Annotated in this window: 22 protein-coding genes; 13 read left to right on the forward strand and 9 right to left on the reverse strand. The window is 71.2% G+C overall.

All coding sequences use genetic code 11. The annotated features are described in order from the left end of the window. Positions 1-385 precede the first annotated feature (385 nt). On the forward strand, positions 386-835 hold the full coding sequence (locus AMK10_RS38005) for a hypothetical protein (RefSeq protein ID WP_241839537.1): 450 nt from the start codon (positions 386-388) through the stop codon (positions 833-835). Then, on the forward strand, positions 832-1,491 hold the full coding sequence (locus AMK10_RS14390; protein WP_073748174.1) for a TIGR03086 family metal-binding protein: 660 nt from the start codon (positions 832-834) through the stop codon (positions 1,489-1,491). Before AMK10_RS38005 ends, AMK10_RS14390 begins: the two co-directional genes overlap by 4 nt. 91 nt (positions 1,492-1,582) lie before the next feature. Here AMK10_RS14390 and AMK10_RS14395 read toward each other — a convergent pair whose 3' ends face one another. From AMK10_RS14395 to AMK10_RS14420, 6 genes are all read right to left on the reverse strand, one after another. Next, positions 1,583-2,728, reverse strand: coding sequence for a PP2C family serine/threonine-protein phosphatase (locus AMK10_RS14395; RefSeq protein ID WP_073748175.1), 1,146 nt, complete (start codon positions 2,726-2,728; stop codon positions 1,583-1,585). A 257-nt stretch (positions 2,729-2,985) separates the two neighbouring features. Continuing rightward, the gene (locus AMK10_RS14400) at positions 2,986-6,375 is read right to left on the reverse strand and encodes a S8 family peptidase (RefSeq protein ID WP_073748176.1); all 3,390 of its coding nucleotides are present in this window, start codon (positions 6,373-6,375) and stop codon (positions 2,986-2,988) included. A 157-nt stretch (positions 6,376-6,532) separates the two neighbouring features. Further along, positions 6,533-7,537 carry a helix-turn-helix transcriptional regulator gene (locus AMK10_RS14405; RefSeq protein ID WP_073748177.1) on the reverse strand — a complete coding sequence of 335 codons (1,005 nt, stop codon included), beginning with the start codon at positions 7,535-7,537 and terminating at the stop codon, positions 6,533-6,535. A 288-nt stretch (positions 7,538-7,825) separates the two neighbouring features. Beyond that, entirely contained in the window at positions 7,826-8,374 is a 549-nt protein-coding gene (locus AMK10_RS14410) for a YciI family protein (RefSeq protein WP_073749261.1), read from the reverse strand. A gap of 226 nt (positions 8,375-8,600) precedes the next feature. Further along, on the reverse strand, positions 8,601-9,998 hold the full coding sequence (locus AMK10_RS14415; protein ID WP_073748178.1) for a lipase family protein: 1,398 nt from the start codon (positions 9,996-9,998) through the stop codon (positions 8,601-8,603). A 21-nt stretch (positions 9,999-10,019) separates the two neighbouring features. After that, entirely contained in the window at positions 10,020-11,624 is a 1,605-nt protein-coding gene (locus AMK10_RS14420; RefSeq protein WP_073748179.1) for a GMC oxidoreductase, read from the reverse strand. Positions 11,625-11,916: 292 nt separating this feature from the next. On the opposite strand from AMK10_RS14420, the gene AMK10_RS14425 reads away from it, so the two are divergent. Next, positions 11,917-12,564, forward strand: a complete 648-nt coding sequence (locus AMK10_RS14425) for a TetR/AcrR family transcriptional regulator (protein WP_073748180.1) — start codon at positions 11,917-11,919, stop codon at positions 12,562-12,564. Between the two features lie 218 nt (positions 12,565-12,782). Beyond that, positions 12,783-13,823, forward strand: a complete 1,041-nt coding sequence (locus AMK10_RS14430) for a beta family protein (protein ID WP_073748181.1) — start codon at positions 12,783-12,785, stop codon at positions 13,821-13,823. A gap of 163 nt (positions 13,824-13,986) precedes the next feature. Here the strand turns inward: AMK10_RS14430 and AMK10_RS14435 are convergent, their stop codons facing one another. Beyond that, positions 13,987-15,996, reverse strand: coding sequence for a beta-N-acetylhexosaminidase family protein (locus tag AMK10_RS14435; RefSeq protein WP_241839538.1), 2,010 nt, complete (start codon positions 15,994-15,996; stop codon positions 13,987-13,989). A gap of 296 nt (positions 15,997-16,292) precedes the next feature. Further along, complete coding sequence (locus tag AMK10_RS14440; protein ID WP_073748183.1) at positions 16,293-16,871, reverse strand: TetR/AcrR family transcriptional regulator; 579 nt, start codon at positions 16,869-16,871, stop codon at positions 16,293-16,295. A gap of 91 nt (positions 16,872-16,962) precedes the next feature. Between AMK10_RS14440 and AMK10_RS14445 the strand changes: the two genes are divergently transcribed. After that, on the forward strand, positions 16,963-17,409 hold the full coding sequence (locus AMK10_RS14445; RefSeq protein WP_073748184.1) for a DUF1772 domain-containing protein: 447 nt from the start codon (positions 16,963-16,965) through the stop codon (positions 17,407-17,409). A 124-nt stretch (positions 17,410-17,533) separates the two neighbouring features. After that, positions 17,534-17,710: a BP74-related protein gene (locus AMK10_RS38010; RefSeq protein WP_241839539.1), complete on the forward strand. Its 177-nt coding sequence runs from the start codon at positions 17,534-17,536 to the stop codon at positions 17,708-17,710. A gap of 325 nt (positions 17,711-18,035) precedes the next feature. On the opposite strand, the gene AMK10_RS14455 is transcribed toward AMK10_RS38010, so the two are convergent. Then, the gene (locus tag AMK10_RS14455) at positions 18,036-18,569 is read right to left on the reverse strand and encodes a hypothetical protein (protein ID WP_073748185.1); all 534 of its coding nucleotides are present in this window, start codon (positions 18,567-18,569) and stop codon (positions 18,036-18,038) included. Between the two features lie 444 nt (positions 18,570-19,013). Here AMK10_RS14455 and AMK10_RS14460 point away from each other — a divergent pair, with 444 nt between their 5' ends. The 7 genes from AMK10_RS14460 (at position 19,014) to lpdA (ending at position 25,634) form a co-directional block, all read left to right on the forward strand. Next, positions 19,014-19,550 carry a toxin-antitoxin system HicB family antitoxin gene (locus AMK10_RS14460; RefSeq protein WP_073748186.1) on the forward strand — a complete coding sequence of 179 codons (537 nt, stop codon included), beginning with the start codon at positions 19,014-19,016 and terminating at the stop codon, positions 19,548-19,550. Positions 19,551-19,630: 80 nt separating this feature from the next. Continuing rightward, positions 19,631-20,476 carry a DUF4097 family beta strand repeat-containing protein gene (locus tag AMK10_RS14465; protein WP_073748187.1) on the forward strand — a complete coding sequence of 282 codons (846 nt, stop codon included), beginning with the start codon at positions 19,631-19,633 and terminating at the stop codon, positions 20,474-20,476. Between the two features lie 65 nt (positions 20,477-20,541). Further along, on the forward strand, positions 20,542-21,546 hold the full coding sequence (locus tag AMK10_RS14470; protein WP_382565358.1) for an ATP-binding cassette domain-containing protein: 1,005 nt from the start codon (positions 20,542-20,544) through the stop codon (positions 21,544-21,546). Beyond that, complete coding sequence (locus AMK10_RS14475) at positions 21,543-22,334, forward strand: ABC transporter permease (protein ID WP_073748189.1); 792 nt, start codon at positions 21,543-21,545, stop codon at positions 22,332-22,334. The genes AMK10_RS14470 and AMK10_RS14475 overlap by 4 nt, the downstream gene beginning before the upstream one ends. 89 nt (positions 22,335-22,423) lie before the next feature. After that, a complete protein-coding gene (locus AMK10_RS14480; RefSeq protein ID WP_073748190.1) occupies positions 22,424-22,807 on the forward strand; it encodes a hypothetical protein in 384 nt (127 codons plus the stop codon). 174 nt (positions 22,808-22,981) lie between these two features. Then, positions 22,982-24,040: a phosphotransferase gene (locus AMK10_RS14485; protein ID WP_073748191.1), complete on the forward strand. Its 1,059-nt coding sequence runs from the start codon at positions 22,982-22,984 to the stop codon at positions 24,038-24,040. Between the two features lie 181 nt (positions 24,041-24,221). After that, positions 24,222-25,634 carry a dihydrolipoyl dehydrogenase gene (lpdA, locus tag AMK10_RS14490; RefSeq protein WP_073748192.1) on the forward strand — a complete coding sequence of 471 codons (1,413 nt, stop codon included), beginning with the start codon at positions 24,222-24,224 and terminating at the stop codon, positions 25,632-25,634. Positions 25,635-25,673 lie beyond the last annotated feature (39 nt).

Here is a 25,673-nt window from a genome sequence, read left to right on the forward strand (position 1 = left end):
TTCAGGCAGCGAGAAGGCGGTTGAGCCATGTGAGAGTCCGTTGTCCACAATCAGCTGGAGCTGGACCACCCGGACTCGCCCCGCGAGCTCGGTTCCGACCTGACGCGCGATCGTGGCCACCAACTCTGCACCCATGGGCTTGTCCGATGTGCCGTGATCCGTGACCTGAAGGCCGGGCATCTCCCAGGCGAACTCGGTCTCCATGCCAAGGACATGCCCGCATGTGCTTCAGCCAACGGGCCGGGGGCGGTGTCGGTGGTCGGCGATGAGCAAGTGCTCGAGCACGCCGCGCCACGACCTTGAAAGTCTCGTCCGGGGCCGTTTGTCTTCGCCGCGAGACCGAAAGTAATAGCACGATCGGTCGTTTAGTTTTATGCTCGCCGTCATGACAACTCGACCCGTCACCTCCCGGCTGCTGCGCACCCGCTGGCGCTCCGGCCCCGTACCGCTGGCCCTCTGCCCCGTCGTTGTGAGCGTGACCGACTTCACCGCGGCGAGCCATCCGCAGGCGGGTGTGATCGCTCTCGCGGGCCTGCGCCTCCGCCGCACATGGTCCCGGACGCCCGGTGCGCTCGGCATGTGGCTGTGGGCCGAGGTGGCGGGCAGGCGCTCGGGCTCGGTGAGCGTGTGGCGCGACGCGGCCGCGCTCGAGGCGTTCGTGGGCCGCCCCGACCACATCGCCGTCGTCCGGGCCCACCGGGGGCGCGGCACGATGCGGGCCGCCGCCTGGGAGGCCGAGGACTTCGATCCGGACGCCGTGTGGGGCCGGGCCCGCGCCCTGCTCGCCGGTACGACTCCCTGGCCGCAGGGCCCCGTACGCCTGGAGGACGCGTGACGAACTTCGTGGAGCTGGACCGCCTTGCCGCGCTGGAGACCTTACGTCTCGTCCGAGGCGCGGCCGTCGCCGCCGACGGCGACGGCGAGAGGATCTGGGATCGGCCGACCCCCTGCGCCGGCTGGAACCTGCTCGCTCTCCTCGGCCACATGACCGCGCAGAACCATGGCTTCGCGGCGGCGGCACGGGGTGAGGGCGGGCTGCCCGCGCATTGGCGGGTGCCGGACATCGCCGCCGATCCGGCGCGCGCCTACGCGGAGTCGGTGGCTGCGACCATCGTGCCGTTCGCGGAAGCGGGCGGCGGTCAGCAGGAGTTCGTGCTGCCCGAACTGGGGCGCGCGTTTCCCGGCCGGGTGGCCGTGTCCTTCCACTTCCTCGACCTCGCGGTGCACGCCTGGGACCTCGCGCGCACCCTGGCCGTGGAGGTTCAACTCCCCCGCAGCGTCTGGGAGTCCGCTCTGCAGGTGGCGCGCCGGGTGCCGACCGGCGAGCAGACGCGTGGGCCCGACGGCTTCTTCGCCCCGATCCGGCCGATGTCCGGGCAGGTGACACCGCTGACGGAGACCTTGGCCCTTCTCGGCCGAAGTCCTCACTGGTCCCCCGAACCTTCGGACAGCCTTCGAGGGCTTGGCCGTTGTGGCCGTCGCAGCCGATGACGTGGCTTTCAGGCCGCACCGGCCGAGTGTCCTTGCGGCGTCGGGCGGTTCATGCGGCCGCAGCCGTTCCTGGAGGCGACGCCGCCGTTGTTCAGATGGTCCGGTGCGGTGAGCGGCGCAGGGCGAGTACCGCCAGGTCGTCCTGCTGCGCGCCCTCGGTGAAGGCGTGGACATCGTCGACGAGTGAATCGGTGAGCCGGCCCGCCGTGATGTCGACGCGGCCGGAGAGGCGGGCCTCCAGCGGATAGAAGGCGCCAGCGGGAGAGCGGGCCTCGGTGAGACCGTCGGTGCACAGCAGCAGTGTCGCCCCGGCGGGGAACGGGAACCAGGACACCGTGCGCGGTTCGGCGACGAGGTCCGCCAGGCCGAGCGGCGCGTGCTCCGTCCCGGCGCCCACGGCGGTGACGGCCCCGTCGTGCAGCAGAAAGGGCGGGATGTGGCCGCATGTGACGAGCTGGGCCTCGGAGCCGGCGTCCACCCCCAGGACGACGGCTGTGACGAATCGATCCGGCTCGCCGCGCTGTTCCGCGTAGCCGTTGTGGCGGACCACCGCCGCCTCGAGCGAGTCCACGAGCGCGGTCACCGTCGGTTCGCGGTGCGCGGCTTCACGGAAGGCCCCGACCACGTCGATGGCCATGCCGATGGCGGCGAGTCCCTTGCCCTGGACGTCGCCGATCAGCACCCGGGTACCCCACGGGGTGGCCGCCACGTCGTAGATGTCGCCCCCGACGAGTTTGTCCTGCTGCACCGGCTCGTACACGCCGTCCACGAGTACGTCGTCCGTGAGCAGCGGCAGCGGACGCAGGATCTGCCGCTGCATCGCGGCGGCGGTCGACCGCAGACTGACCAGCGCTCCCTCGCGCGTGATGCGCAGCCAGGAGCCGTAGACGGCCAGCGCCCCGAAGCCGAGGGCGAACAGGGCCAGGATCACCCGGTCGGCGACCCGCTCTCCGGAGGACAGGGCCACGGGCACGATGACGACGACACTGACCAGGGCGGAGACAAGCGCCGTCTGGCGTGGGGTGCACAGCGCGGCGGCGAACGCGGGGAGGAACACCAGCAGACCCAACAGGAGCACGGCGGTTCCGGTCACCCCGCCCAGGACGATCGTCACCACCGTCACCGCGACCGTCACCAGGACGACGGCGCGTGTCGGTGGCGTACGGATCGAAGTGCTGTCGTCGCCGTCCGCACCGCTTCTGGCCGGGACCGGCGCCGCACGCAGCGAACGGAACATTCGAGCATCCTCCAGTGACGGTGTGACCGGGCGGTGCGAAGACCGCACGTCGCGGCGGACGGGCGTCCTCGGTCATCCAATCCGTCCGGTACGCCGCAGGGAGGCTGGCTGGCCGTCTCCGTACCGAAGTGCGTCCACTCGGGTGCTTCCGGAGGTCTGCCGCCGGGCGCGGTCCCGTGCGTGACACTCCGACGCAGTCCGGCCGGACGGTCTCCCGCGAGGGAGGCCGTCCGGCCGGACTGCGTGGGTGAGAGCGGCTACCGGACGTCGTAGGCGCGGGTGATGGTCTGGGTGACCGCGTTGCCCTTGGCGTCGGTGAAGGTGGCCTTGGTCATGACCTGTTCGCCGGCGGCGCCGGTGTGGTCGACGACGGCCGTCCACCTGCCGTTCCGCCGCTCGGTGGGCGCCTCGGTCCAGGTCTCGCCGTCGTCGTAGGAGTAGGACAGCGAGGCGGCCGTGATCGCGCCCGGCGTGTAGCCGGCATGGCCCTCGACCGAGAGGCCGACCTCGATGCCGCTCCTGGCCGGGAGGGTGTTCATGGCGTCCACCGGCACGTCGTACCTCGGGAAGAGGACCGGCAGTCCGCGCGAGTAGACGTCGGGCTCCCGGTGGGAGCGGAAGCTCCACGTGGTGGCGACGGCCATGGAGCGCAGCCAGTTCCTGTCCGAGGTCGGGATCTTCTGCAGGCGCTGGGTGAGTTCGTACGCGGAGTCCTCGTCCGGAACCTCGAAGGCGGCGTAGGGCCAGGCGCTGCGTGCGATCTGCTCCCCGTTGCGCTTCAGGGTCAGGTTGCCGAGGTCGCCGAACGACCCGCCGTAGGACCAGTGCGCGTCGGATCCGTCGGCCCAGAGCGCCGTCTCGATGCCGATCATGTCTCCCTGCCGCTCGGCGGCCAGTACCGGCTTGCCCTCGTCGTCCCGGGGCGCCACGGGGCTCATGAGGCCGCCGTACCACTCCTCGGTGTTCCGCTGCCCGGCCCGATAGGCGCGCGGCTGGTCACTCATGAACGCGGCGAACGGGAAGCTGGTCATCGCGCCGTGGTACCAGGAGTCCTCGCCGGTGCTGTAGTAGGCGGTCCGGGTGGTGGGCACCTGGACCTCGCCGTACGGGCTGACGGGGATCTGGGAGCCGGGGCTCCCGGAGGGCCGGAGGAACATGGCGTCGAGGTACTCGCCCTCCTTGCCCATGGCCTTCCACGTCTCCCGGACCTGGGCCAGCCGGGAGTCCTTCGGCTTGAAGACCTGGTCGGAGCCGATCGGGCCAGGGGTCGGGAACGACAGGTTGTAGACGTACGGCGAGCCGTCCTCGGAGCCGGAGGCACGCCAGGTGGGCCGGAACTCGAAGGCGCCGTCCTTCGCCCGTCCGTCGACCTCCGCGTAGAACGAGCCGACGGTGCCGTTGGCCGTCATCGATCCCGAGAGCCGCCAGGTGTCGTCCCATGTGCGGGCGTAGCTGAACGTGGTGTTGTCCACCGTCGAGGGACGGCCGGTGGACAGGCTGAGCCGGTGGGCCTTGCGGGCGTCGAGGACAACGGTGGAGTCACCGGTGATCCTCAGTTGCGGCTTGGCCAGGTAGCTGACCGATTCGGGTGCGTCGTCCGCGCCGTACGACGCCACGAAGGTGCTGAGCGCGTAGTTGCCCGGGCGGACACGGTACGTCTGCTCGGCCGCTCCCGCGTTGGTCCGGCGCTCGCCCGTGTCGGTGTCGAGGCCGGCCAGGTCCAGGGAGGAGGGGCCACTCGCGGGCCTGCCGTCGCGGTCGATGACCTTGACCCGGAGCGTGACCGTCTCCGGCTCGACGTAGAGCGTGACGGGCACGGAGACGTGCACTCCACCGCCCGTGGCCGTGATCCGGCCGGTGACCGCACCGTACTGGGCGTCATCGAGCCGGGCGGTGGGGTCGATCCGGAGCGGCGCCTCGACGGTGGCCCCCGCGGGCACCCTGATCCTGCTGTTCTCCGCCCTGATCACACCGGAGCGGACATCGCTGCCGTCGTTGCCGTGCACACCGCTGACCTTCAGGTTCAGGGAGACGTCGCTGTCGCCGGTGTTGGTGAACGGCACCTTCACGGTGGTGCGGTCCGAGGCGTCCTGCGGCCAGTTGTAGCTGCCCGCCTGGACGGCCGGCGCGGAGAGCACCTCCTGGTTCACCGCGCCGAACACGTCGAGGACCCCGCCGCCGGTCTCGTCGGCGCCGGGGACCCTGCCACCGGTGCGGGCGGACGAGACCAGCGCGGCCTTGATCTGCTGCGCGGTCCAGTCCGGGTGGGCCTGGCGGACGACGGCGGCGGCGCCCGCGACGTGCGGGGTGGCCATGGAGGTGCCGGACATCGTCCGGTAGGCGTAGACGCCGCGACCGCCCGCGCTCGCCGCCGAGATGCCGACGCCAGGGGCTGCGATCTCAGGCTTGAGGGTGTGGGTGACGGCCACGGGACCCCGGCTGGAGAAGGGCGCGGTGGTGTCGTCGCGGTCGACGGCGCCGACGGTCAGCACGCTCGGCACGCAGCCGGGGGAGGAGACGGTCCCGCTCTTCGGCCCCGCGTTGCCGGCGGCGACGACGAACAGCGTGTGCTTGCTCTGCGAGAGCTGTTCGGTGGCTTGGGCCACGGGGTCGGTGCAGTCGCCCACCGTGGGGTTGCCCAGGCTCATGGAGACGACGTCGGCCTTCTGGTCGACGGCCCACTGCATACCCGCGATGATCCAGGAGTCCAGGCCGTAGCCCGCGTCGTTGAGCACCTTGCCGACGAGCAGGGAAGTCCCGGGCGCGACACCCTTCTTGCGGCCGTCGCCGGCCGCTCCTGACCCGCCGGCCGTGGACGCGGTGTGGGTGCCGTGACCCACCAGGTCGCCCGTGTCCGCGGCGTCCGTGAAGTTCTTGGTCGCGGCGACCTGGTTCACCAGGTCCGGGTGCTCGGCATCCACGCCCGTGTCCAGCACGGCGACCTTGGTGCCCTTGCCGTCGTAGCCGGCCGCCCATGCCTCCGGCGCGTGCACCTGCGCGGTGGACCGGTCCAGCGTGGCCTCGACCTTGCCGTCCAGCCACAGCTTCTTCAGCGCGGAGGCAGAGCGTGAGCGCGGATTGCTGATGTCCTGCCAGAAGCCGGCCGCCGTGTCCTTGCCCGCCTTCAGCGCGACGCCGCCCACCGCGGGAAGGCTCAGGCCCCGCTCGGCACCGCGAGGGGCCGCCGGAGCGGCGTCGGCGACATCCACATGCTCGTCGTAGGTGGCGATGAGCGGCAGCGAGTCGGTGTGCGCGTCGTCGTAGCCCTGGCGGATGAGGCCGGTGACGTTGAACAACTGCTCGTCGACCCTGCCCTCGGCGAGCGCCCCGGAGGCGGACTCGGGGTAGACGTAGAGGTCCTCGCCCGTCTGCCGGGTCTGGAACATCGGTTGTGTGCCGTCCTCGCGGGGCAGCACGGCCGCCGACCTGCGGCCCGAGGCGTCCGTGATCACCGCCACCTTGTCGCCGGTGACGAGCGTGACGGTGACCTGCTCGCCGCCCTTCGGCCCGGCCTCGCTGCCGACGAGGGGACGCTTCCCCGAGCTGCCGTCAGGCGGCGTGTCCGCCGCCCCGGAAGGTGTCACCGCAGTGACAGCCAGGGCGGCGGCACTCGCCGCTCCCAAGGCTATTCGCGTGATGGAACGCATGAATCTCCCCACTCGGTCCGTGGACAAGCTGTGCTGACGCCGCAGCCTGGCAGACACACGGATGTCGCAGGGGCGCTACGCGTGGCGGGTTCGCCGCATGGCGGTTACCCGTCACGTGGGCACATGCGGAGAGTTTGTCGGCCCCCGCAGAGGGGAATCAGAGCCAGCCGGCGCGTGCCGCGTGCCATCCGAGTTGCAGGCGCGAGTCCGCCCCCGCGAGGTCCATCAGGCGGCGCGTCCGCCGCTCCACGGTGCGTATGGAGAGCCCGAGTTGAGAGGCGGCGCGGCGGTCGGACATTCCGGCCAGGAGCAGGGAGAGGACTTCCAGTTCGCCTTCCGTCGGCTGCGGATCCGCCGTCGCGTCGACGCGCACACCGGTGGCGGTCGTGTACAGCGGTCGGGCGTGCACCCATTCCCTCTCGAAGAGATGGACCAGGGCCGTCAACAACCCGCTGCGGTGCACCACGACGGCGCTCGGCACGCCGTCGGAGCCCGCCACGTCCAAGGGCACCATGGCACGGTCCCGGTCCGACACGACCATCTTCAGCGGCAACGAGTCGACCACGCGGAGTTCGAGGCCCGCCGCGATGGCCGACCGCAGATCCCTCGCCACATCGAGGTCGTCCAGATAGTCCTTGGCAGCCACGACCCGGAAGTCGACGCCGCGGTCCAGCGCGGAACTCTCCGACACGTCGGCGTCCTCGCGCGGGACGGCGATGGGCGCGCCTATGAGGAAGACGAGCAACTCCTGCTGGGCGCCCCGCTGCAGTTGGTGGAACCGGTGCGCGACCTGCTCCACGCCGGTGACCACCTCCACGACGCCGCCCGCGGCGTGTGCCACCGTACTGCGGTACTGCTCCGTCAGTATCGAATAGGTGGCCTCGGCCCTGTGCAGCGCGTTGCGTTGTTCGACGAGGAACGGTGCCAAGGCCACCGAGGGAGGTGTGAGCCGGTAGCGGGCGGGCGAGCCGGGTGCCCCGCCCCCCTCCCCGGTGACGAGCGCGACCAGGCCACGTGCCGCCAGGTCGAGAAGGATACGAGTGCTCTCGGCCTCCTCCAGACCGGTCTGCCGCGCGAGTTCCTGCGCAGAGGCTGTCGGGCGGGCCAGAAGCGCACTGTAGACGGCCTCTTCGGCCGGCCCCAGGCCCAGCACCTCCAGCATTCGGACCCCTCGAGCGACGCCGTGTCCGGACGTTGACGCGGCTCGGGCGGACCGAGCGGCTGCGTCCGAACGGTATCCCACGGTCGAGGGGCCGACGCCGGGAGTGCCCTCGCTGCTTCGATGACGTTGCGATGTCGGGTACGTGCTTGCCCACCTCGCTGCCGGAGACGAACAGCAGGCGGTCGATGCCGTCGAAGCCGCTCCCGGCCGGTGGAGACGGCCTGCCGGACGTGACCTGTCCCGGGCCGGTGTGCTCCGCGGCCGACAGCGAACCGGCGCCTTCGTGGCTCAGCGGCGCCCGCCGAACTCCCAGTCGTGGACCTCGATGTCCGCATAGCGGTCCGCAGTGAGGACGCCTCGTGCCGCGTCCGCGTCCGAGGCCCGGAGCGGTACCGCCGTACCCAGCCAGGTGTCGCCGTCGTCGGACAGCAACGGCCCGTAGGCCACCAGATCCTCCCGCTCGGGCGGCAGGGAGAGGTCGGCGGCAGGGCCCTCGCCGAGGCCGAGCACCAGATACCGGTTGCCGCCGGTCCGGCCTCCGGGGAAGTCCCACATGGTGCGGCCCAGCACATTGCGCCATCGACGCACCAGCACGTCCCGGAACGCGCCCGCCTGGTAGCTGGGCTCATCGAAAGCGAACGCTCGGGCAGCGGCCGGATCAGGCAGATCGACGATGTGCACGCTGCCCGTCGGTGTCTCACCGTCAGCGGCGAAGGTCGGACCGCGGGCGATCAACTCCTTCACGTACCGGTCCATGTAGGACCAGTGCTCCTCCACCAACTCCTCCCGCAAGGCGAGAGATCCAGGCCGGTCACGGTGATAGCAGAAGAACTCCATGACCACAGACCCTCTCCCAACCGGGACACCGACTCAACTGGCTTTCGGCCACGATGCCCCGCTCTCGACGAGGTCGCATTCCGTCATACGGCCACCGCGCCCTCACACCCCGGGGACATGCGAACACGACCGCGTCGCCGCCGAGGGACGGATGGGCTGGGCACACCTGCCGTGCCCAGCCTCCCGTACCTGTCCTGCGTCGCGATCGGTGTGGGCGCGGGTGCGGTCAGGGCTGGAGGGGCATCGTCCAGCAGTTGGAGGCGGCGGCCTTGCCCGAGAGGCGGTCCGTCAGCCAGGAGACGGCGTCTCCCTGGTCGGTGATGAGCGGTACGAGGTGGTTGGTGAGGATCTTGTCGCCGAGGTTCGGCAGCACGATGGCGTCATAGGTGACGTCCGCGCCCTTGTTGCACCAGTCGACGGCGAGCTTTCGGGCCTGGGAGTGGGGAACGATGTCGTCCTGGACACCCGTGGCCAGCCTCACGGGTCCGGTCGGCTTCAGTGTGCCGATGCGCTGCTTGTCCAGGGCGGCCTTCGCCCGGGGGTCGGCGGCGATGATGTCGCCGATGGACTTCCCGCTGGTGGTCCACTTGTTGCTCTTCGTGAAGCCGTAGCCGAAGAGCGCGTCGCCGACGCACATGGTCGACGCGTCCGCCAGCGCGGCCTTTCCGGCCGCGCTGATGTTCGCGTCGACGACCGCGCGCAGGTCGGGGTCGGCCTGGGCGAAGCCGCTGATGGACCAGGCGAGCGCACCGGCGAGCGCGCTGCCGTCGATGCCCTTCATGACCGAGGTCAGATCGGCCGGGGGCGCGCCGGAGTAGGTGCCGGCGAGCGGCACGTCGGGCGCGTAGGAGGGCTGGAGTTCGGCGGCGGCGGCGCTGGCTCCGCCGCCCTGGCTGTACCCGTACAGGCCGGTGCGGGAGGCCGCGGTGACCGATGCCCCGGGTACGGCCCGGGCGGCGCGGGCGGCGTCGAGCAGGGCGTGTGCCTGGTCGAGGCGGTTGACGTAGGTGTGCAGGCGGTCGGTGGTGCCGAGGCCGACGTAGTCGGTGACGACGACGGCCGCCCCGGTGGACAGGAGGCGGTAGATCGCCAGTGCCTCGTACCCCACGGACACCGTGTCGCCGCTGAGGGTGAGCGGGTGCTGCAGGGCGAAGGACGGGGCGCACTGGTCGCCCTGGCCCATGGTTCCCGACGCCAGCGCGACCAGGGGGCGCGGTCCGGTGCCCTTCCAGGCGGCCGTGGGCTCGATGTACGCGCCGGTGACGGCGACCGGCGTACCGGCCGAGTCGGTCGACCTGTACATCAGGCGGGTCGCGGTGCCGGGCATCGGACGGCCGTCCAGGCCGGGGATGCTCAGTCCGAGCGGCAGGGCCTCGGTGCGTATCAGCGCACCGTTCTGCGCCGGAAGTCCGGCCGGCGGGGTGTAGAAGGCGGGGATGGTGACCCCGCGGGAGACGACGGGTTCCGGCGTGGCGGCGGACGCCGGTACGGCCGACAGGCCGGCGCAGACGGTGCCGGCGGCCACGACGGCCGCCAGCAGACGCCTACCGGTCGTGTCGCCACGGCCGGTGGTTCCGGCGGGTGCCGGGCGGGTGGAACGGGAACGGGTTCTCGTGCGGCTCATGGTGTGCTCCTCGTTCGTGGCTCAGATGATGGTGTCGACGTCGGTGGCGGTGATGTGGTCCATGGCCCGTTCGGCCACGGCGGCGATGGTCATCGAGGGGTTGCAGGCTCCCGTGGTGCCGGGGATCAGGGCGCCGTCGAGGACGTAGAGACCGCGCTGCCCCCGGACACGTCCCTCCAGATCGCAGACAGTGCCCATCGGGGCGCCGCCCAGCGGGTGCCAGGTGCTGTTGACCAGCGCGTTGGTGTCGGTGAGGACGCCGAGCCCCTTCGCGACCCCGGTGACGCGGCGCTGGATGGCGCGGTGGCTCGCGGCGTCCCCGCCGAGGGGCCAGTGCAGTGACACGGAATCGGTGGCGGCGTCGTAGCGGAACCGGCCGCGGTCGGCGCTCACCCCGAAGCCGACCAGCATCGTCGTACGGGAGTTGATGCCGAGCGGGGGAAGTGACGCCTGGATGACGGTGTTCGCGGTGCGGGGGTCGTCCCACGCCTTGCTGCCGTAGACGACCGGGCCGCCCTGCTCGGCCCCGAAGTCCTCCTGGAGGTTGGTCCAGGCGTAGATACGGTCGCCGTTGGTCCCCCAGCCCTCGCCGATTCCGTCGGGCAGATCGGGGATGGCACCGGTCGCTCCCGCGCGGACGAGGAGCTTGCTGGTGTTGAGGCTGCCCGCGGCCATGATCAGGGCGCGAGTGGTCAGGATCTTCTGCTCCAGGACCTGGCCCGTGTCGTCGGTCCGGTCGACGTGCACCTCCCAGCGGCCGTCCGCGGCCCGTGCCACGGAGGTGACGTTGTGGTGGGTCTCGACCGTCACCCTGCCGGTCGCCTCGGCCTCGCGGATGTAGGTCGCGTCGACCGAGTGCTTGCCGCCGTTGTTGACGCCGAGGGCGCAGTCCCCGTTCGTGTAGGACGCCTTCATCTCGCCGCGCAGCTCGGCCAGGGCGTAGTCCCAGTCGATGGGCATCGGGATCTTCTCCAGGCCGTAACCGGCCCGGCGCACCCGCTCGGCGAAGACCCGGGCGGCGTAGTACGTGCGGGAGCCGACCAGTTCGTCCGGCGCCGTGGCCGTACGGAGCATGGCGGCGACGCGCGGGTAGTGGATCTCGCTCATGCGCCGGTAGCCGAGATCCTGGGGCAGCCAGGTGTCGAAGACCGCCTCGGACGGCTGCAGCGTCATGCCCTGGTAGACGAGGGAGCCACCGCCGACCCCGGCCGCGCAGACGGCCAGGATGTTCTCCCCGAGCACCGGCTCCAGCAGTCCCGCGTACGGGCCGAAGTTCAGCGGTGTGCCGATGAGTCGGGCGAGTGGCCGGATGGCCGCGGGGAGGGTTCCGTACCAGAGTGCCCGTTTGTCGAGGCCGGAGACGCGGGGGAAGGTCTCCGCGTTCGGGCCGGTCGGCCAGCGTCGGCCCCGTTCCAGCACGGTGACGGGTACGCCGGCCTGTGCCAGCCGCAGTGCGGCCACGCCGCCGCCGAAGCCCGAGCCGATGACGACGGTCCGGTGTTCCTCCCGGGCCAGTGCCACCCGGGAGGGTGCGGATGCCGCCGACGCGGCGGCCGTGGGGAGAACGCTCGCGGCTGCGAGCCCGGCCGTACCGGTGAGCAGGGCGCGCCTGCTGGGAGTGGGCATGTGCGTCTCCTCGGGTGGGGGGTGGGGCGCCGTCCGGTCGGTTGGCCGTGCATGTGGCCCGGGCGGGGCGGATTCCGTTGGTGGCGAACGGACTTGGTGCGACGACGGTGCTGTGCGGTGCATTGACAAAGTGACGCGCGCATGCCAAATAGCGAGTGAGGCGGCGCTGTTACTCGCCGGTCACTTACGGCAGCGTAGGTCTGTGTGTCAGTGAGAGACAAGATGTCTGCGTACGCCATTTCTGCATGGCTCGCTATGCTGCGACAACAGACGGAGGCCGGAGGGGGCGAAGGTGCGCGAAGCGCCAACGGCGGCATACGCGAGGACGGTTCGGGCGGAGGCCAAGCCGTCGCTCGCCGAACGGCGGAAAGAGGCGCTCCGCTTCGAGATCGCCGCCGAGGCCGTCCGCCTGTTCGCCGCACACGGTGTCACCGGCACCACGGGGGAGCAGATCGCCGGCGCCGTCGGCATCTCCTCGCGCACCCTGTGGCGCCACTTCCCCACCAAGGAGAGCTGCGTCCTGCCGCTGCTCTCCGCCGGGCTCGACTTCGCCGTCGCCCAACTGCGCCACTGGCCGGCGGACATGGGGCTGCTGGACTTCATCACGCGATCGCTGCGGGCCGGTGAACTTCCCGACGTGGCCCCGGTCATCCTCGACCTGATCCGCATGACCACCACCGACCCGGCGCTGCGCGCCGTCTGGCTCCAGGCCCACGACGAGGCCCTCCCCGTCCTCGCCCAGCTCCTCGCCGAGCGGTCCGACGGCAGCGCCGACGACCTGCGGACCAGGGTGCACGCGGCCACTCTCAACGGAGCCCTGCGGGCGGCGTCGGAGGACTTCGCCCACCGGTACGCGGAGGAGCCCCAGGCGGCGGGCAGCGAGATCGCCACCTGCATCCTGGTCGCTCTGCGCGCGGCCTCCGAGGGCCTGCCCTACTGAGTCCTGCCGGTGTGGGCGGACCGCCGCCCGCCCGGGGTCCCTGACCGCACTCCGAGCCGGCACCCTGCCTGAGAGCTCCCGCGCTCTGCGAACAATGCCGGACTTTCGGACTGATGGCTCATTTGTCGCTCTACCCGCGTCGAGCGTGTCTGGTCACTCTGTCGGAAGGTGATCAGACAGGGCGGTTGGCCGTGTGCACAGGGCGCAAGGGGGAGCCGGTGGCTTACGTCCCGATACTCAAGGCCAAGGCGGGCGAGCTTCAGGCACTCGAGCACACCACGCCGCTGGTCCGCTCCCGTATCCGCCCGGTCCTCGAACTCGTACCCGATCCCGAGCTCGTCAGGAATCAGCTGGAGACGTTCAGCGACCGTGCGATGGACGCGATCCCGCCCGGCGTGATGCTGACCGTCGACTGCGGCGCCCTGCCCGTGACCCAGGTCCTCGAAGGCGCAGCCGGAGGTCCCCTCGCGCGACTCAGTGAATCGCTCGGCCTCCGGGACGTCGACATGTGTCCGGTGGTCCGCGTCACCGACGCGGAGTCGGCCCTGCGCGAAGCCGCTGACGCCGGGGCCCATCACCGGCAGGGTGCTTGCCTACGCGTAGCAGCAGGACCGGACGAGGCGCTGCCGGACAAGGAGCGGATACGGGAGACGCTGCGGAGCCTCCGCCTGGCCCCGGAGGACGTCGACCTCCTCATCGACGCAGGGCCCGTCCGGTCACGGGCCGGAACGGACCGCCTGGCAGAGAGAGCCCTGGAGGCTCTCGACCTGCTGTCGCGGTGGCGATGGCGACACGTGTGCGTGGCATCCGGCGCCTTCCCCGCCAACCTGACGGGATTTCCCCGCGGCCGGGCGACCCCCGTGGTCAGAATGGATCTGGAGCTGTGGAAAAGCGTTGCCCGGCGGTGGAACGGCCGGCCACCGGACTTCGGAGATTTCGGCGTCACACATCCCCGTATGCCGGCCCCGAGCCGAGGAACACCGGACCCGAACATGCGCTACACGGCACAGGGCAACTGGCAGGTCTTCGTTTATCCGCGGGTGCTCCCCGGCAACGACGACTTCTTCACCCTGAGCCGTGATCTGGTCTCCTCGCCGCACTGGCCCGTCACCGGTCCGCGCACGTCCTGGGGTGACGCACGGCTGGACGAGTGCGCCGGGCGGCGGCGGACGAAGGCGGGCGGGGGGACGCAGTGGCGGGCCTGGGCGACGTCCCACCACCTGGCCGTGGTGACTGCGGAGCTTGCCGCTCGGAGGTGACTCCGAGGTTCAGCGAGTGCCGGGCCAACCCTTGGGGTGGCCGGCCTCTGGTGAAGGGCCCTGCGGAAGGGGCCGCTCAGGGCAGGGGCGCTACGCCGGCCGGGCTGCCCGGTCGCGTGCGTGAACGGCCCCGGGCGCCGGGTCTCGGCGCCCGGGGCGGGTGTCACAGCGTCGGTGCCTGCTCGATGAACGTGTCCAGGACCCCGTCGGCCACCTTGATCGTTCCCTGCGGCCGGGTCGTGCCCGGGATGGTGGTGATCGCGGCTGCCCGCTCCGCCAGGCCGGCCGCCTCGGCGAAGTCCGCCTGGCCGTCGCCCTCGTGCAGCCGGTCCCGGAGCCCGGCCAGGGTGGCGTTCAGCGAGCCGCCCCACAGATCGAGGGCGTCCAGCCACGGCTTCGTCTGCGCCAGGAAGGCCGGGTCCTTCACACCGGCGCGAATCCGCTCGGGAGCCCCGGCCAGCACATCGGCGTAGGCGCCGAGCTTCCGGAGCGCGGCCTGCCTGCGGGCGGGGGAGCCGCTTTTCCACTCATCGGTGAAGTCGGCCAGCCTCGCGCCCAGTTCGGGGGCCTGCGGTTGCCAGTTCGTGTCGCCGAACGTCGGCGCGAGGTGTTCGGTGTCGAAGAAGGCGAGCAGGGCCCGGGTGGTGGCGGGGTCACCGCCGGCCAGGTATCCGGCCGCGGCGCGCCAGGTGCGGTCGGGGTCGTAGGCCTCGTCGTTCCAGGCGAAGGAAGCACCGCCGAAGAGGGCGACCTTGCTCGGAGCGGCCTGGTTCATCGGGTTGAGCACGATGCCGCTCAGCGCCTTGTGCAGCCCGGCTTCCCGCTTGTCGTACGGGGCCATCAGCAGGCGGCCCGTCGTCTGCCCGTAGTCGTTGACCGGGTAGTTGTCCCAGAGGAACACCTTGCGTCCCCACACCGCGGAGGCAGCCTGGGCGTCCTCCATGCTGATCGAGGGGGGAACGACGTCCGTGCCCGTCCACTGCACGATCACCTTCGGGTCCAGCTGCTCGCGCAGCACGGACTTGTAGGCGGAGTCGGCCGTGTCGGAGTACTCCGTCGGCACGAACTGGAGCGGCTCGGCGTCCGCGTGGGCATCGATGAAGTCGTGCTGTACGGCGTTGAGCAGGTCGGCCTGCGCCTGCCCCGCGCTGCCCCGCCCCGGGGCGCCGTACTTCTCCTGGTCGGCGGCGCAGTTCCACTTGGTGTAGCTGATGTCGTCCAGCGCCACATAGAAACTCCGCGCCCCCTGGTCGTAGAGGGTGCCCAGCTTCGTCTTCAGCGCGCTCACGTCGCCGGGGTCGCTGTAACAGACGGACAGGCCGGGGGAGAGGGCGTAGGTGAAATCGACGTGGTGCGTGGTGGCCTGCTCGATCAGTTCCCGGAGATCGGCCAGTTTGCCGGCGGGGTAGGGCTCGCGCCACTCCTCCCGCAGATACGCGTCGTCCTTCGGCGTGTAGATGTACGTGTTGGCCTTGATGTCGCCGTAGAAGGCGAGTTGGTCCAGCCGGTCGGTGTGCGACCAGGGTGCGCCGTAGAAGCCCTCGATGCTGCCACGCAGGGGCATCGCCGGGTGGTCGGTGATCGACACGGCGGCCAGGGTGTGCTTCCCCGTCACCAGCTGCCGCAGTGTCTGGCCGGCGTAGTAGATGCCGTCGCCGTCGTTGCCCGCGAGTACGACGGTGCCACCCCGGGAGGCGAGGGAGTAGCCCTCCGCGGCCAGGGTGCCGGGGACGCTGCCGCCCGCGGCGCGCAGCGCCCCGGCCACGGCCCTGTCCTTGATCGAACCCGCTACGACGGTCAGTGCCGCCCCAGGGGAGTCCGGCGCGGAGGCGGCTCTCCCGGGCGTGGTCGTGACGATGTGACGGGCCCCGGCCGAGGTCAGTGCCCGCTTGATGACCTCGGTGCTCGCGGCGTCGATGCCGTCACCGAGGACGAGCCGTACGCGGTCCGGGACGCGGATGTCCCGGCCTGCCGGCTCCATGCGCTGCGGGGTGGGGGTGACGACGGGCAGGGCGGCGGCCGCTGAAGCGCCGGACGGGGCCGGTGCCGTGCCTGTCGGCCCACCGGCCGCCTGGGCGGGAGCGGAGAGCGTACCGAGGGCCAACAGGGCTGCGGCGCCGAGAAGCGGGAGCCGGGGGACGCGGGGAAGACAGTACGGATGGCTTTCAGGCATACGGGTCACTGCACCTCCACGGAAGTGGACCACCCCATTCAGGTGGTGGAGTGGTCTAAACCACCACCCGTCGGAGGTGGTGTCAAGATCGCGCACCGGATGGAGTGAGCTGGTTCCTGGCGAACAGTCGTCTCTCCCGGGCCGATACGAGAGCGCTGCGGCTTGCGGGCGTGCGTCCCCGGACGGGCCCGGCGGACCACGGCCGGGTCGTGTGGGCGGGCGAAGCCGGGAGCGACGCCGCAGGTTGAGAGCGGCGAGGCCCGAAGCTCACGGCCGCGTGCCGCCCGGACGGTGTGTCAGACCACGGTGAGCCGGTCCACCAGCAGCTCCACCCTCGGTCCGGTGTCCTCCGGGGGCAGCCGTCCCGCTCGGGTCAGGGTCGCCAGCCCGTGCAGGGACGCCCAGAACGTCTCGGTGAAGAGCCCCGGGTGGACGCCGTCCCCCGCGACCTCGCCGAGGCACTCCAGCAGCGCGCCGAAAGCGTCCTTGAGCGGTTCCGGGGTGTCCTCCTGTGCGTACGCGAGACCGCCGTCGAGCTGGAAGATGGCGTCGTAGACCGCCGGATGGCGTTCGGCGAAGTCCAGGTAGGCGCGGGCCAGGGCGGCGACCCGCTCGCGCGGACCGCTCGTGCCGGAGGCCGCTGCCCTCACCGCCGCCGCCAGTTCGGTCGCGCCCTGGAGAGCCACGGCGCCGATGATCTCGCGCTTGCCGCGGAAGTGGCTGTAGAGGACGGGCTGGCTGTATTCGATGGACTCGGCGAGCCGGCGGGTGGTGACCGCGTCCCAGCCCTGCTCCTCGGCGAGTTGACGGGCCCTCGCCACGATGAGGCGTTCGCGTTCCGCCCGTTCGCGCTGCTTGCGTTCCTGTACCGACATGGCTCGATTCTAGCACTGCTAGACAACTGAGCGGCGATAGGTCTAGCGTTGCCTCATCTTCTAGCGACGCTAGATTCCGGAAGGGGTCATCATGCTCGACGCACTTGAGGTGTTCACCACGGTGGTATTCGGCCTGATGGTGGGGGTGGAGTTCTCCGTGGCCTTCGTCATGAACCCGATCTTCAACGCCCTGCCCGAGGACAGCGGCCAACTCGGCCGCGCCCACGGCGGCCGGATGCTCGGCGCCCTGATGCCGTTCTGGTACATCGGGTCGCTCGTTCTCATCGTGGTCTGGGCCATCGCCGGATGGCACCACGGCGGCGCCGGCCTCGTCGTCACCGCCGGTGTGTTGTTGATGGTCAGCGTGATCATGTCGCTGCTGGTGCTCGTCCCGATCAACAACCAGGGCAAGACGTGGACGCCTGAGAACCGGCCCGCCGACTGGAAGGAGCAGTCGAACCGCTGGGACCGCTACCACTACGTCCGCGTCGCCCTCATCGTCGCCGCGTTCGCCCTCCTGGTCGCCGCTCTCGTCTGATCGCGGGGGTGCGCGCCGCGCACGCGGTGCGCGCTCCTGGGCGGTGCCCGGCTCCGGGTTCTCCGATTCGGGACACCCGCGAACGCGGGGGGAGCCGGGCGAGGCTGCTTCCCCGGAGCTCGCCGTGGCTGTGCGCCGGCGACCCGGGCGCGTCGGCGGACGTCATCCGCGACGCGAACCGCAGCATGATCACATCCCCTACGTCGACGACAACGTCGACGAGGCCGGCGGCCCCTTCCTGTCCGGCCTGGTCTGGTGCGACTGGACCTCCCGCCTGGTCCGGGAAGTCGCCGCCCCGTAGCCGGCCGACCGGACCGGCCGACGCTGAACAGCACCTCGATGGTTCCCGGGGCGGTAGCCGGCGAGGAATGCCTCCACCCGCACGAAGCGACTCGTGCGGGTGGAGGCATGTCCTCTTCGGTCCACTGACGCGGAACGCAAGCCCGTCGGGCCGCTGGGGCGATCTCTTTCATCCGGGGGCAGCGGCAGGATCGGACGATGGCGTTTCGAGCGGCGCCGGACTCGTGATGTCCCGCGGACTCTGCGTCCGTCGAGCGCGCTCCGCCATGCCTGTGGGCGCTTGGGGCCTGTCCTCGGCGGCTGCGGCTCCCTGCCCCGCCGAACGGTCAAGCCGCGTAGCAGAGCGCCGCCGGTCCGGCAGGGGTCGAGGCGTGGGGCGGGGGCGTGGGGGCGGGTGTGTGGGGGCCTTCGGCGGGTCGGCCCACCGAAGGCTGCGCGCGGTCGCGTGCGAAGACGACGAGGCGCAGCACCGCGAAGCGCGCGGCACCCGCGAGGGCGGAGGCCGACAGGTACACGGTCTGTTCGAGCATCGCGCCCGGCGCCGCCGCCAGTTGGTGCAGCATGAGCATCGCCGCGCAGGTCGCCACATATGCGGCAGCCGCCGAGCCGGCCGACTGCACATGCTGGCGCCAGGTCGCGCGGGCTCCCGCGCCGAAGGTGAAGCGGGCGTGCAGCTCGGTGGCGAGCAGGGTGGAGCCCGCGGTGATCAGCGCGTTGGCGACGATCCAGGGAAGCCAGGCGGCGAGCCCCGCCACGGCGAAGCTGGAGGCGATTCCCACCCCGCCGCCGCAGAGCACGAAGCGGGCGAAGGCGGCGAAGGCTCCGGGTGCGGCCTGTCCCTGGCTCTGTGACGACTCCATGATCCGACCCCCTGTGGTGTCTCGCTCCGTGATGCGCATGCCCCGGCTGCGAGTGAGCCCGATGGCGCCGCGTGTCGTTGATGGCGCCATGGTGGCACATATATGGCGCCATGTGGAGTGAATTAGGCGTCATCGTTGATGTCGAAGGTGCCGTGGTGTCGGAGGGGGCGGTGAACCCGCTGGTGGGGGGTGTGTGTGTGCGGGAGAATTTCCTGGTGTGCGGCCTGCTGTGTGTTTCGTGGGCCCATCCCGTCGGTGACGTTCCTGTGGTGTCACATGGCGCCATCGCGCGTGCCGGACGAGGGAGGGGGGCGGGTGGTGTCGGGCTGCCGCGCCTCGATGTCGGCCTGTTTCTGCAGGTCATGGGTGGTGGGTCGAGGTCGTTTCGTAAGTGACCCCCGGGTGGGCTTGCGTGTGGCGCCATCGTGATGCCACTATGGCGTCATGGACCTCACGCCGTATGTCGACAACCTCCGCCGCGAACTCTCGGTGGCCGCCGAAGCCGGCGGCGAAGAAGCCCGCGAGCTGGCCGAGCGGCTCACCGCCCCTCTGGAGTCGGCGACCCGCCTGACCATGCTCAACGTGCTTTCCGCCGCGATGGACGAGATCACCCGTGAGCTCGCCCCGGGCTCGGTCGACGTACGGCTGCGCGGACTCGACCCCGACTTCGTGGTGACACGGCCGACGGGCGGCGAGGCGTACGAGGTCCACGAGGACAGGAGCGGGCCCGCCGAGCCGCTCAGGGCCGCCCCGGCCCCGGCCGACGGCGACGAGGGCGGCACCGCTCGCGTCAATCTGCGTCTGCCCGCCCACCTCAAGGCCCGGGCCGAGGAGGCCGCGAGCCGCGAGGGCCTGTCGGTCAACGCGTGGCTGGTGCGCGCCGTGTCGGCCGCGGTCGACGGCGGTACCCAGTCGCGCCCGGCGGAGGGGTCCCGCGCCACCCGCTCCGTCGGACAGAGCTTCACGGGCTGGGTGCGCTAGCCGCGCGCCTCTGCCCAGCTTCACCCACACCACGCCCCACCAGCAGGGACGCCACGAAGACCCAAGAGGACGGGACAGCCATGCCTTCTTTCGACACCCCCGCAACGATCTCGGCCACCGCTCACGTGGAAGCCGGTTCCATCAGGTTCAGCGCCGCCGACCGGATCGACACGCTCGTCGATGTGCGACCCCGCGACCCGAAGAAGGACCTCGATGTACGGGCCGCCGAGCAGACCGAAGTGCAGTACGCGAGCGGCCTGCTGACCATCAGGACGCCCAAGCAGCGCTATCTCATCGGGCGCACCGGCACCGTCGACGTGACCGTCGAACTGCCCACCGGCTCGCAGGTGGAGGTGACCGGCGCCTGGGCCCAGGTGTACGGCGAGGGCCGGCTCGGGGAGGTCCGTGTGAAGACCTCGTCGGGTGATGTGCGCTTCGAGACGACCGGGCCCCTGCATCTGACGGCGTCCCACGGCAGCATCACCGTGGACCGTGTCGAGGGGTCCGCGGAGGTCACCACGAGCTCCGGCAGTATGCGCGTCGGCTCGGTCGACGGCCCGGCCGTCCTGAAGAACTCCAGCGGCTCCACCACCGTCGGCCAGGTGACCGGTGATCTGCGGGTGCGCGGCTCCCACGGTGACATCAGCATCGAGCGGGCCGGGGGCTCGGTCGTCGCCACCACCGCGCACGGCACCCTGCGTCTGGCCGAAGTCGCCCGGGGTGTGGCCCAGTTGGAGACCTCGTACGGTGCCATCGAGATCGGCATCCGCCCGGGCACGGCCGCCTGGCTCGACGTCAACTCGGGCTCCGGGCAGGTCAGCAACGCGCTCGGCGCCTCCGACACTCCGGACAAGTCGGAGGACACCGTCGAGGTCCGCGCCCGGACCAAGTACGGCAACATCGACATCCGCCGCGCCAGGGTCTGACCCGCACGCTTCACGGCACGCAAGGCCACTTCTCCGCCCACCACTTCCTCGAACGGGAGGGCGTCATGCCTTCTTCTGTCATGCCCATGTCCAACCGGGGTGCCGGTCACCCTTCGACGGCGGCCGTCTCCGCCATCGGCCTGCGCAAGTCCTACGGCGACAAGACCGTGCTCGACGGCATCGATCTGACCGTCCCGGCCGGGTCCGTGTTCGCGCTGCTCGGCCCGAACGGGGCGGGCAAGACGACCGCCGTCAAGATCCTCTCCACGCTCATCGGCTCGGACGGCGGCCAGGCACAGGTCGCGGGCCACGATCTCGCCGCCGATCCGCAGGCCGTACGGGCCTCGATCGGGGTCACCGGACAGTTCTCCGCCGTGGACGGCCTGATCACCGGTGAGGAGAACATGCTCCTCATGGCCGACCTGCACCACCTCTCCAAGGCGGAGGGGCGGCGGGTCACCGCCGAGCTCCTCGAACGCTTCGACCTGGTGGACGCCGCGAAGAAGCCCGCGTCCACCTACTCCGGCGGCATGAAGCGCCGCCTCGACATCGCCATGACCCTGGTCGGCAGCCCGCGGATCATCTTCCTCGACGAACCCACCACCGGCCTCGACCCCCGCGCCCGCCACAACATGTGGGGCATCATCCGCGAGCTCGTCGCCGACGGCGTCACCGTCTTCCTCACTACCCAGTACCTGGAGGAGGCCGACGAACTCGCCGACCGTATCGCGGTGTTGAACGGCGGCAGGATCGCCGCCGAGGGAAGCGCCGACGAACTGAAGCGGCTCATCCCCGGCGGACACGTACGGCTCCGCTTCACCGACCCCGACGCGTACCGCACCGCCGCCGGCGCCCTCACCGACGCCACCGGCGACGACGAGGCACTCGCCCTCCAGATCCTCAGCGACGGCAGCCAGCGCGAGCTGCGCACCATCCTCGACCGGCTCGACGCCGCCGGCATCGAGGCCGACGAACTCACCGTGCACACCCCCGACCTCGACGACGTCTTCTTCGCCCTCACCAGCACCACCACCGCCGTCCCCGCCCAGACCAAGGAGACCGTCCGATGAGCACTTTCTCCCTCACCGTGCGCGACTCGTCGACCATGCTGCGGCGGAACCTGCTGCACGCCCGGCGCTACCCCTCGCTCACCCTGAACCTGCTGCTCACCCCGGTGATGCTGCTGCTGCTCTTCGTCTACATCTTCGGCGACGTGATGAGCGCGGGCATCGGCGGTGGCGGGGCCGACCGTGCCGAGTACATCGCCTATCTCGTCCCCGGCGTCATGCTGATGACCATCGGCTCCACCGTCGTCGGCACGGCGGTCTCCGTCTCCAACGACATGTCCGAGGGGATCATCGCCCGCTTCCGTACGCTGGCCATCCATCGCAGCTCCGTGCTGGTCGGGCATGTCGTCGGCAGCGTCCTCCAGGCAGTCGCCAGCGTGGTCGTCGTCGGTGCGGTCGGTGTGGCCATCGGTTTCCGGTCCGTCGACGCCTCGGCCCTGGAGTGGCTGGCGGCCTTCGGACTGCTCGTCCTCTTCGCCCTGGCGCTCACCTGGATCGCGGTCGGCATGGGTCTGGTCAGCCCGAACGCGGAGGCGGCGAGCAACAACGCACTGCCGCTGGTCTTCCTGCCGCTCATCTCCAGTACCTTCGTCCCGATCGACGCGATGCCGGGCTGGTTCCAGCCGATCGCCGAGTACCAGCCCTTCACCCCGGCCATCGAGACCCTCCGCGGCCTGCTCCTCGGCACCGAGATCGGCCACAACGGATGGCTCGCCGTGGCCTGGTGCGTGGCCCTGGCGGTGCTCGGCTACGTCTGGTCCAAGTCGGTCTTCAACCGCGACCCGAGCTAGCACCTCTCGTCCGGACGGACGGAACACCCCAGAGCCCGGCCCGGCCACCCGGGCCGGGCCGGGCTCGCGGTCTCGGGCAGACTGCGCACATGCAGCTCCCCGCCGACGCCCTGACCACCGCTGTGTTGCTCGAGGTCGTGAGGATCTCAGCACTCCCGACCGAGCGGGGCGCCCCGTATCCCGGCAGGGTGGGCGCCCACTGGACCGGGAGCGAGGCGGCCGGAGCCCTGGCCCTGATCAGGAGCCTGCACGCCGGCGAGCAGCACCGCTGCGGCTTCTCGCCGGGCTGGAGCGTCCGGGCGTACGCGGACACGCTCGACCTGGCGCTGTTCGAGGCGGCGTTCTGCTTCAGCTGCCATGAGGTCCGCATGCAGGGGACCGCCGTGCCACCCGAACTGGCCACGCAGTTCTTCGACGCGGAAGCCCCGCAGGCGCACGCCCTCCTGGCCCTCTTCCGCGAGGCCGCCCCCTGACCGGCCTGCTGGAGGAAGGGCGTGTCCACGGGCCCGGGCGGTTGCCGTCCTCCGGCAACCACACCGGGCCCGCGGGGCGTTCGGCCCGTCCCGGCCGGGGCACGGCGGGCGGTCCGCCAGGAGCCCCGCCGGAAATCGCCGCCCCGTGAGGGGGAGCGCCCTAGGCTGACGGTCATGCCGACCCGTGTGCCGATGAGCGACGAACTGCGTTCCGTGCTGGGTTCCCCCACAAAGGCCACGCTCCTGGAGAGCAGTCCGCGCTCCCGGGTGTGGAGGGTCCATCTGCCCGACGGTGAGCGGGTGATCGTCAAGCAGATCGCCGAGGGCGGCGGGGCCGGGGCGGACGGCGACGAGCGCTATGCGCGGGAGGTCGCCGCGCTGCGGCTCGCCGCGCGGGCGACCCGGCCGGTGGTCGCGCCCGCGCTGCTCGGCACGGACCCCGAGTCGCGCGTGATGGTGCTGGAACACCTGGAGGATCTCGGCGCGGCCGGCGACTGGATGCCGGGCCACGCCGAATCCCTCGCCCGACTGCACGCGCTCACCGGGCCCGCCGACAAGGGCACGCTCCCCGCCTGGCCGGGGCCGACGGCCGCCGACGCCGAGTCCTTCCTCGCCCTCGCGGAGGCACTCGGCGTCCCCGTGCCGCCCACGGTGCCGGATGAACTCGCGGACCTGATCGGCCGGCTCGACCCCACGCCCCACCACGCGCTGCTGCACGGCGACCCGTGCCCCGGCAACGACCTGTACACGGCCACCGGTGCCCGGTTCATCGACTTCGAGCAGGCGTCGCTCGGCAACGGCCTGGTCGAACTCGCCTACTTCCGGATCGGGTTCCCGACGTGCTGGTGCGCGATGTCGGTGACGGCCGCTCCTCTGACGGAGGTCGAGGACGTCTACCGCTCCACCTGGCGGAGTCTCACCGGCAGCGACGTCCCCGGGGACCTTGCCGACGCCTGCGCCGGCTGGCTGATCCGTGGCGACGCACTCGTCGAACGCGCCCGCCGCGCATCCGTCGACCACCTCGCACGGGTGCCGGTGAAGGACTTCAAGTGGGGCTACGTCTCGGCCCGGGAGCGGCTCGTCCACCGGCTCGGCGTGGTCGCCGGCCTGACCCGTGACCACGACGGTCTGCACGCGCTCGGCCGTCTCTGCTCGGCCCTGGCCTCACGCCTGCTGGAGCGCTGGCCCGCACTGCGCCCACTGCCCCCGCACGACGCACGGCCCCGGTACTGACCGCCCCCGGCTTCGAGGTGCGTTCCGCACCCGGGCGCGGAACGCCGTGGAATTCTCCAGGGCCGCCCCGGCGCGTTCATGGACAGGGCCCTCCGATTCCCCGAACCTCGGACTCAGCCCCGAGGGGCGGCCCGGCCGTCGGCGTCCTGGCGCCGGGGGCACGACAAGAGAGGAACGTTCCATGGACGCGCACAACGCGCACTTCGACGTCGTCGTCCTCGGCGCCGGTCCCGGCGGTTACGTCGCCGCGGTCCGCGCCGCCCAACTGGGCCGGCGGGTCGCGGTCGTCGAGGAGAAGTACTGGGGCGGCGTCTGCCTCAACGTCGGGTGCATCCCCACCAAGGCGCTGCTGCGCAACGCCGAGTTGGCGCACCTGTTCCAGCACGAGGCGGAGGCCTTCGGCATCAAGGTCGACGGCACGGTCTCCTTCGACTACGGCACCGCCTTCCGGCGCAGCCGCACCGTCGCGGACGGACGGGTGAAGGGCGTCCACTACCTGATGAAGAAGAACGGGATCACCGAGATCGACGGCCGCGGCACCTTCGTCGACGCGCACACGCTGCGGGTGGCGCAGACCGACGGCACCGAGCGGACGCTCACCTTCGACCACTGCGTGATCGCCACCGGAGCCACCCCGAAGCTGCTGCCCGGCACGGCACGGAGCGAGCGCGTGGTGACCTACGAGGAGCAGATCCTCGCCCAGGACGTACCGCGCTCCCTCGTCATCGCGGGTGCCGGAGCCATCGGAGTCGAGTTCGCGTACGTACTCCGCAACTACGGCGCCGAGGTCACCATCGTCGAATTCCTCGACAGGATCGTGCCGCTGGAGGACGAGGAGGTCTCCAGGGAACTGGCCAGGCAGTACCGCAAGCTCGGCATCGACGTCCTGACCTCCACCCGTGTCGAGGCGATCGACGAGTCCGGCCCGCAGGTGCGTGTCACCGTGACCGGCAAGGACGGCGAGCGTCGGGTGCTCGAAGCCGAGAAGGTGCTGCAGGCCATCGGCTTCGCCCCGAACATCACGGGCTACGGTCTGGAGAACACGGGCGTACGGCTCACCGAGCGCGGCGCGATCGAGGTGGACGGCCGCTGCCATACCTCCTCGCCGCACATCTTCGCGATCGGCGACGTCACGGCGAAGCTGATGCTCGCGCACACCGCCGAGTCGATGGGCGTGATCGCCGCCGAGACCCTCGCGGGCGCGGAGACGATGGAGCTCGACTACGCGATGATCCCGCGCGCCACCTACTGCCGGCCCCAGATCGCCAGCTTCGGCTACACCGAGGCGCAGGCACGGGAGCTGGGTCACGACGTGAAGGTGGTGAAGTTCCCCTTCACCGCGAACGGCAAGGCGCACGGACTGGGCGACGCCACCGGCTTCGTCAAGCTGATCAGCGACGCGAAGTACGGCGAGCTCATCGGCGGCCACCTCATCGGCCCCGACGTCACCGAGCTCCTCCCCGAACTGACCCTGGCCCAGCAGTGGGACCTGACCGTCCACGAGGTGGCCCGCAACGTGCACGCGCATCCCACGCTCGGCGAGGCGGTCAAGGAAGCCGTCCACGGGCTGGCCGGACACATGATCAACATGTGAGCCGGAGCGGCGGCCCCGTCGCCCGGCCGCCGGGGCCCG

The organism is Streptomyces sp. CB02058 (genome assembly GCF_001905505.1).
Classification (GTDB): domain Bacteria; phylum Actinomycetota; class Actinomycetes; order Streptomycetales; family Streptomycetaceae; genus Streptomyces.

Excerpts from the sequence above, each read along its gene's own strand:
- AMK10_RS14480 (WP_073748190.1), top strand. The coding sequence starts at position 22,424 with ATGCAGCTCCCCGCCGACGCCCTGACCACCGCTGTGTTGCTCGAGGTC.
- AMK10_RS14475 (WP_073748189.1), top strand. The coding sequence starts at position 21,543 with ATGAGCACTTTCTCCCTCACCGTGCGCGACTCGTCGACCATGCTGCGG.
- AMK10_RS14400 (WP_073748176.1), bottom strand. The coding sequence starts at position 6,375 with ATGCGTTCCATCACGCGAATAGCCTTGGGAGCGGCGAGTGCCGCCGCC.
- AMK10_RS14395 (WP_073748175.1), bottom strand. The coding sequence starts at position 2,728 with ATGTTCCGTTCGCTGCGTGCGGCGCCGGTCCCGGCCAGAAGCGGTGCG.
- lpdA (WP_073748192.1), top strand. The coding sequence starts at position 24,222 with ATGGACGCGCACAACGCGCACTTCGACGTCGTCGTCCTCGGCGCCGGT.
- AMK10_RS14455 (WP_073748185.1), bottom strand. The coding sequence starts at position 18,569 with ATGGAGTCGTCACAGAGCCAGGGACAGGCCGCACCCGGAGCCTTCGCC.
- AMK10_RS14465 (WP_073748187.1), top strand. The coding sequence starts at position 19,631 with ATGCCTTCTTTCGACACCCCCGCAACGATCTCGGCCACCGCTCACGTG.
- AMK10_RS14445 (WP_073748184.1), top strand. The coding sequence starts at position 16,963 with ATGCTCGACGCACTTGAGGTGTTCACCACGGTGGTATTCGGCCTGATG.
- AMK10_RS14485 (WP_073748191.1), top strand. The coding sequence starts at position 22,982 with ATGCCGACCCGTGTGCCGATGAGCGACGAACTGCGTTCCGTGCTGGGT.
- AMK10_RS14435 (WP_241839538.1), bottom strand. The coding sequence starts at position 15,996 with ATGCCTGAAAGCCATCCGTACTGTCTTCCCCGCGTCCCCCGGCTCCCG.
- AMK10_RS14420 (WP_073748179.1), bottom strand. The coding sequence starts at position 11,624 with ATGCCCACTCCCAGCAGGCGCGCCCTGCTCACCGGTACGGCCGGGCTC.
- AMK10_RS14410 (WP_073749261.1), bottom strand. The coding sequence starts at position 8,374 with ATGGAGTTCTTCTGCTATCACCGTGACCGGCCTGGATCTCTCGCCTTG.
- AMK10_RS14470 (WP_382565358.1), top strand. The coding sequence starts at position 20,542 with ATGCCTTCTTCTGTCATGCCCATGTCCAACCGGGGTGCCGGTCACCCT.
- AMK10_RS38005 (WP_241839537.1), top strand. The coding sequence starts at position 386 with ATGACAACTCGACCCGTCACCTCCCGGCTGCTGCGCACCCGCTGGCGC.
- AMK10_RS14405 (WP_073748177.1), bottom strand. The coding sequence starts at position 7,537 with ATGCTGGAGGTGCTGGGCCTGGGGCCGGCCGAAGAGGCCGTCTACAGT.
- AMK10_RS14440 (WP_073748183.1), bottom strand. The coding sequence starts at position 16,871 with ATGTCGGTACAGGAACGCAAGCAGCGCGAACGGGCGGAACGCGAACGC.
- AMK10_RS14415 (WP_073748178.1), bottom strand. The coding sequence starts at position 9,998 with ATGAGCCGCACGAGAACCCGTTCCCGTTCCACCCGCCCGGCACCCGCC.
- AMK10_RS14460 (WP_073748186.1), top strand. The coding sequence starts at position 19,014 with ATGGACCTCACGCCGTATGTCGACAACCTCCGCCGCGAACTCTCGGTG.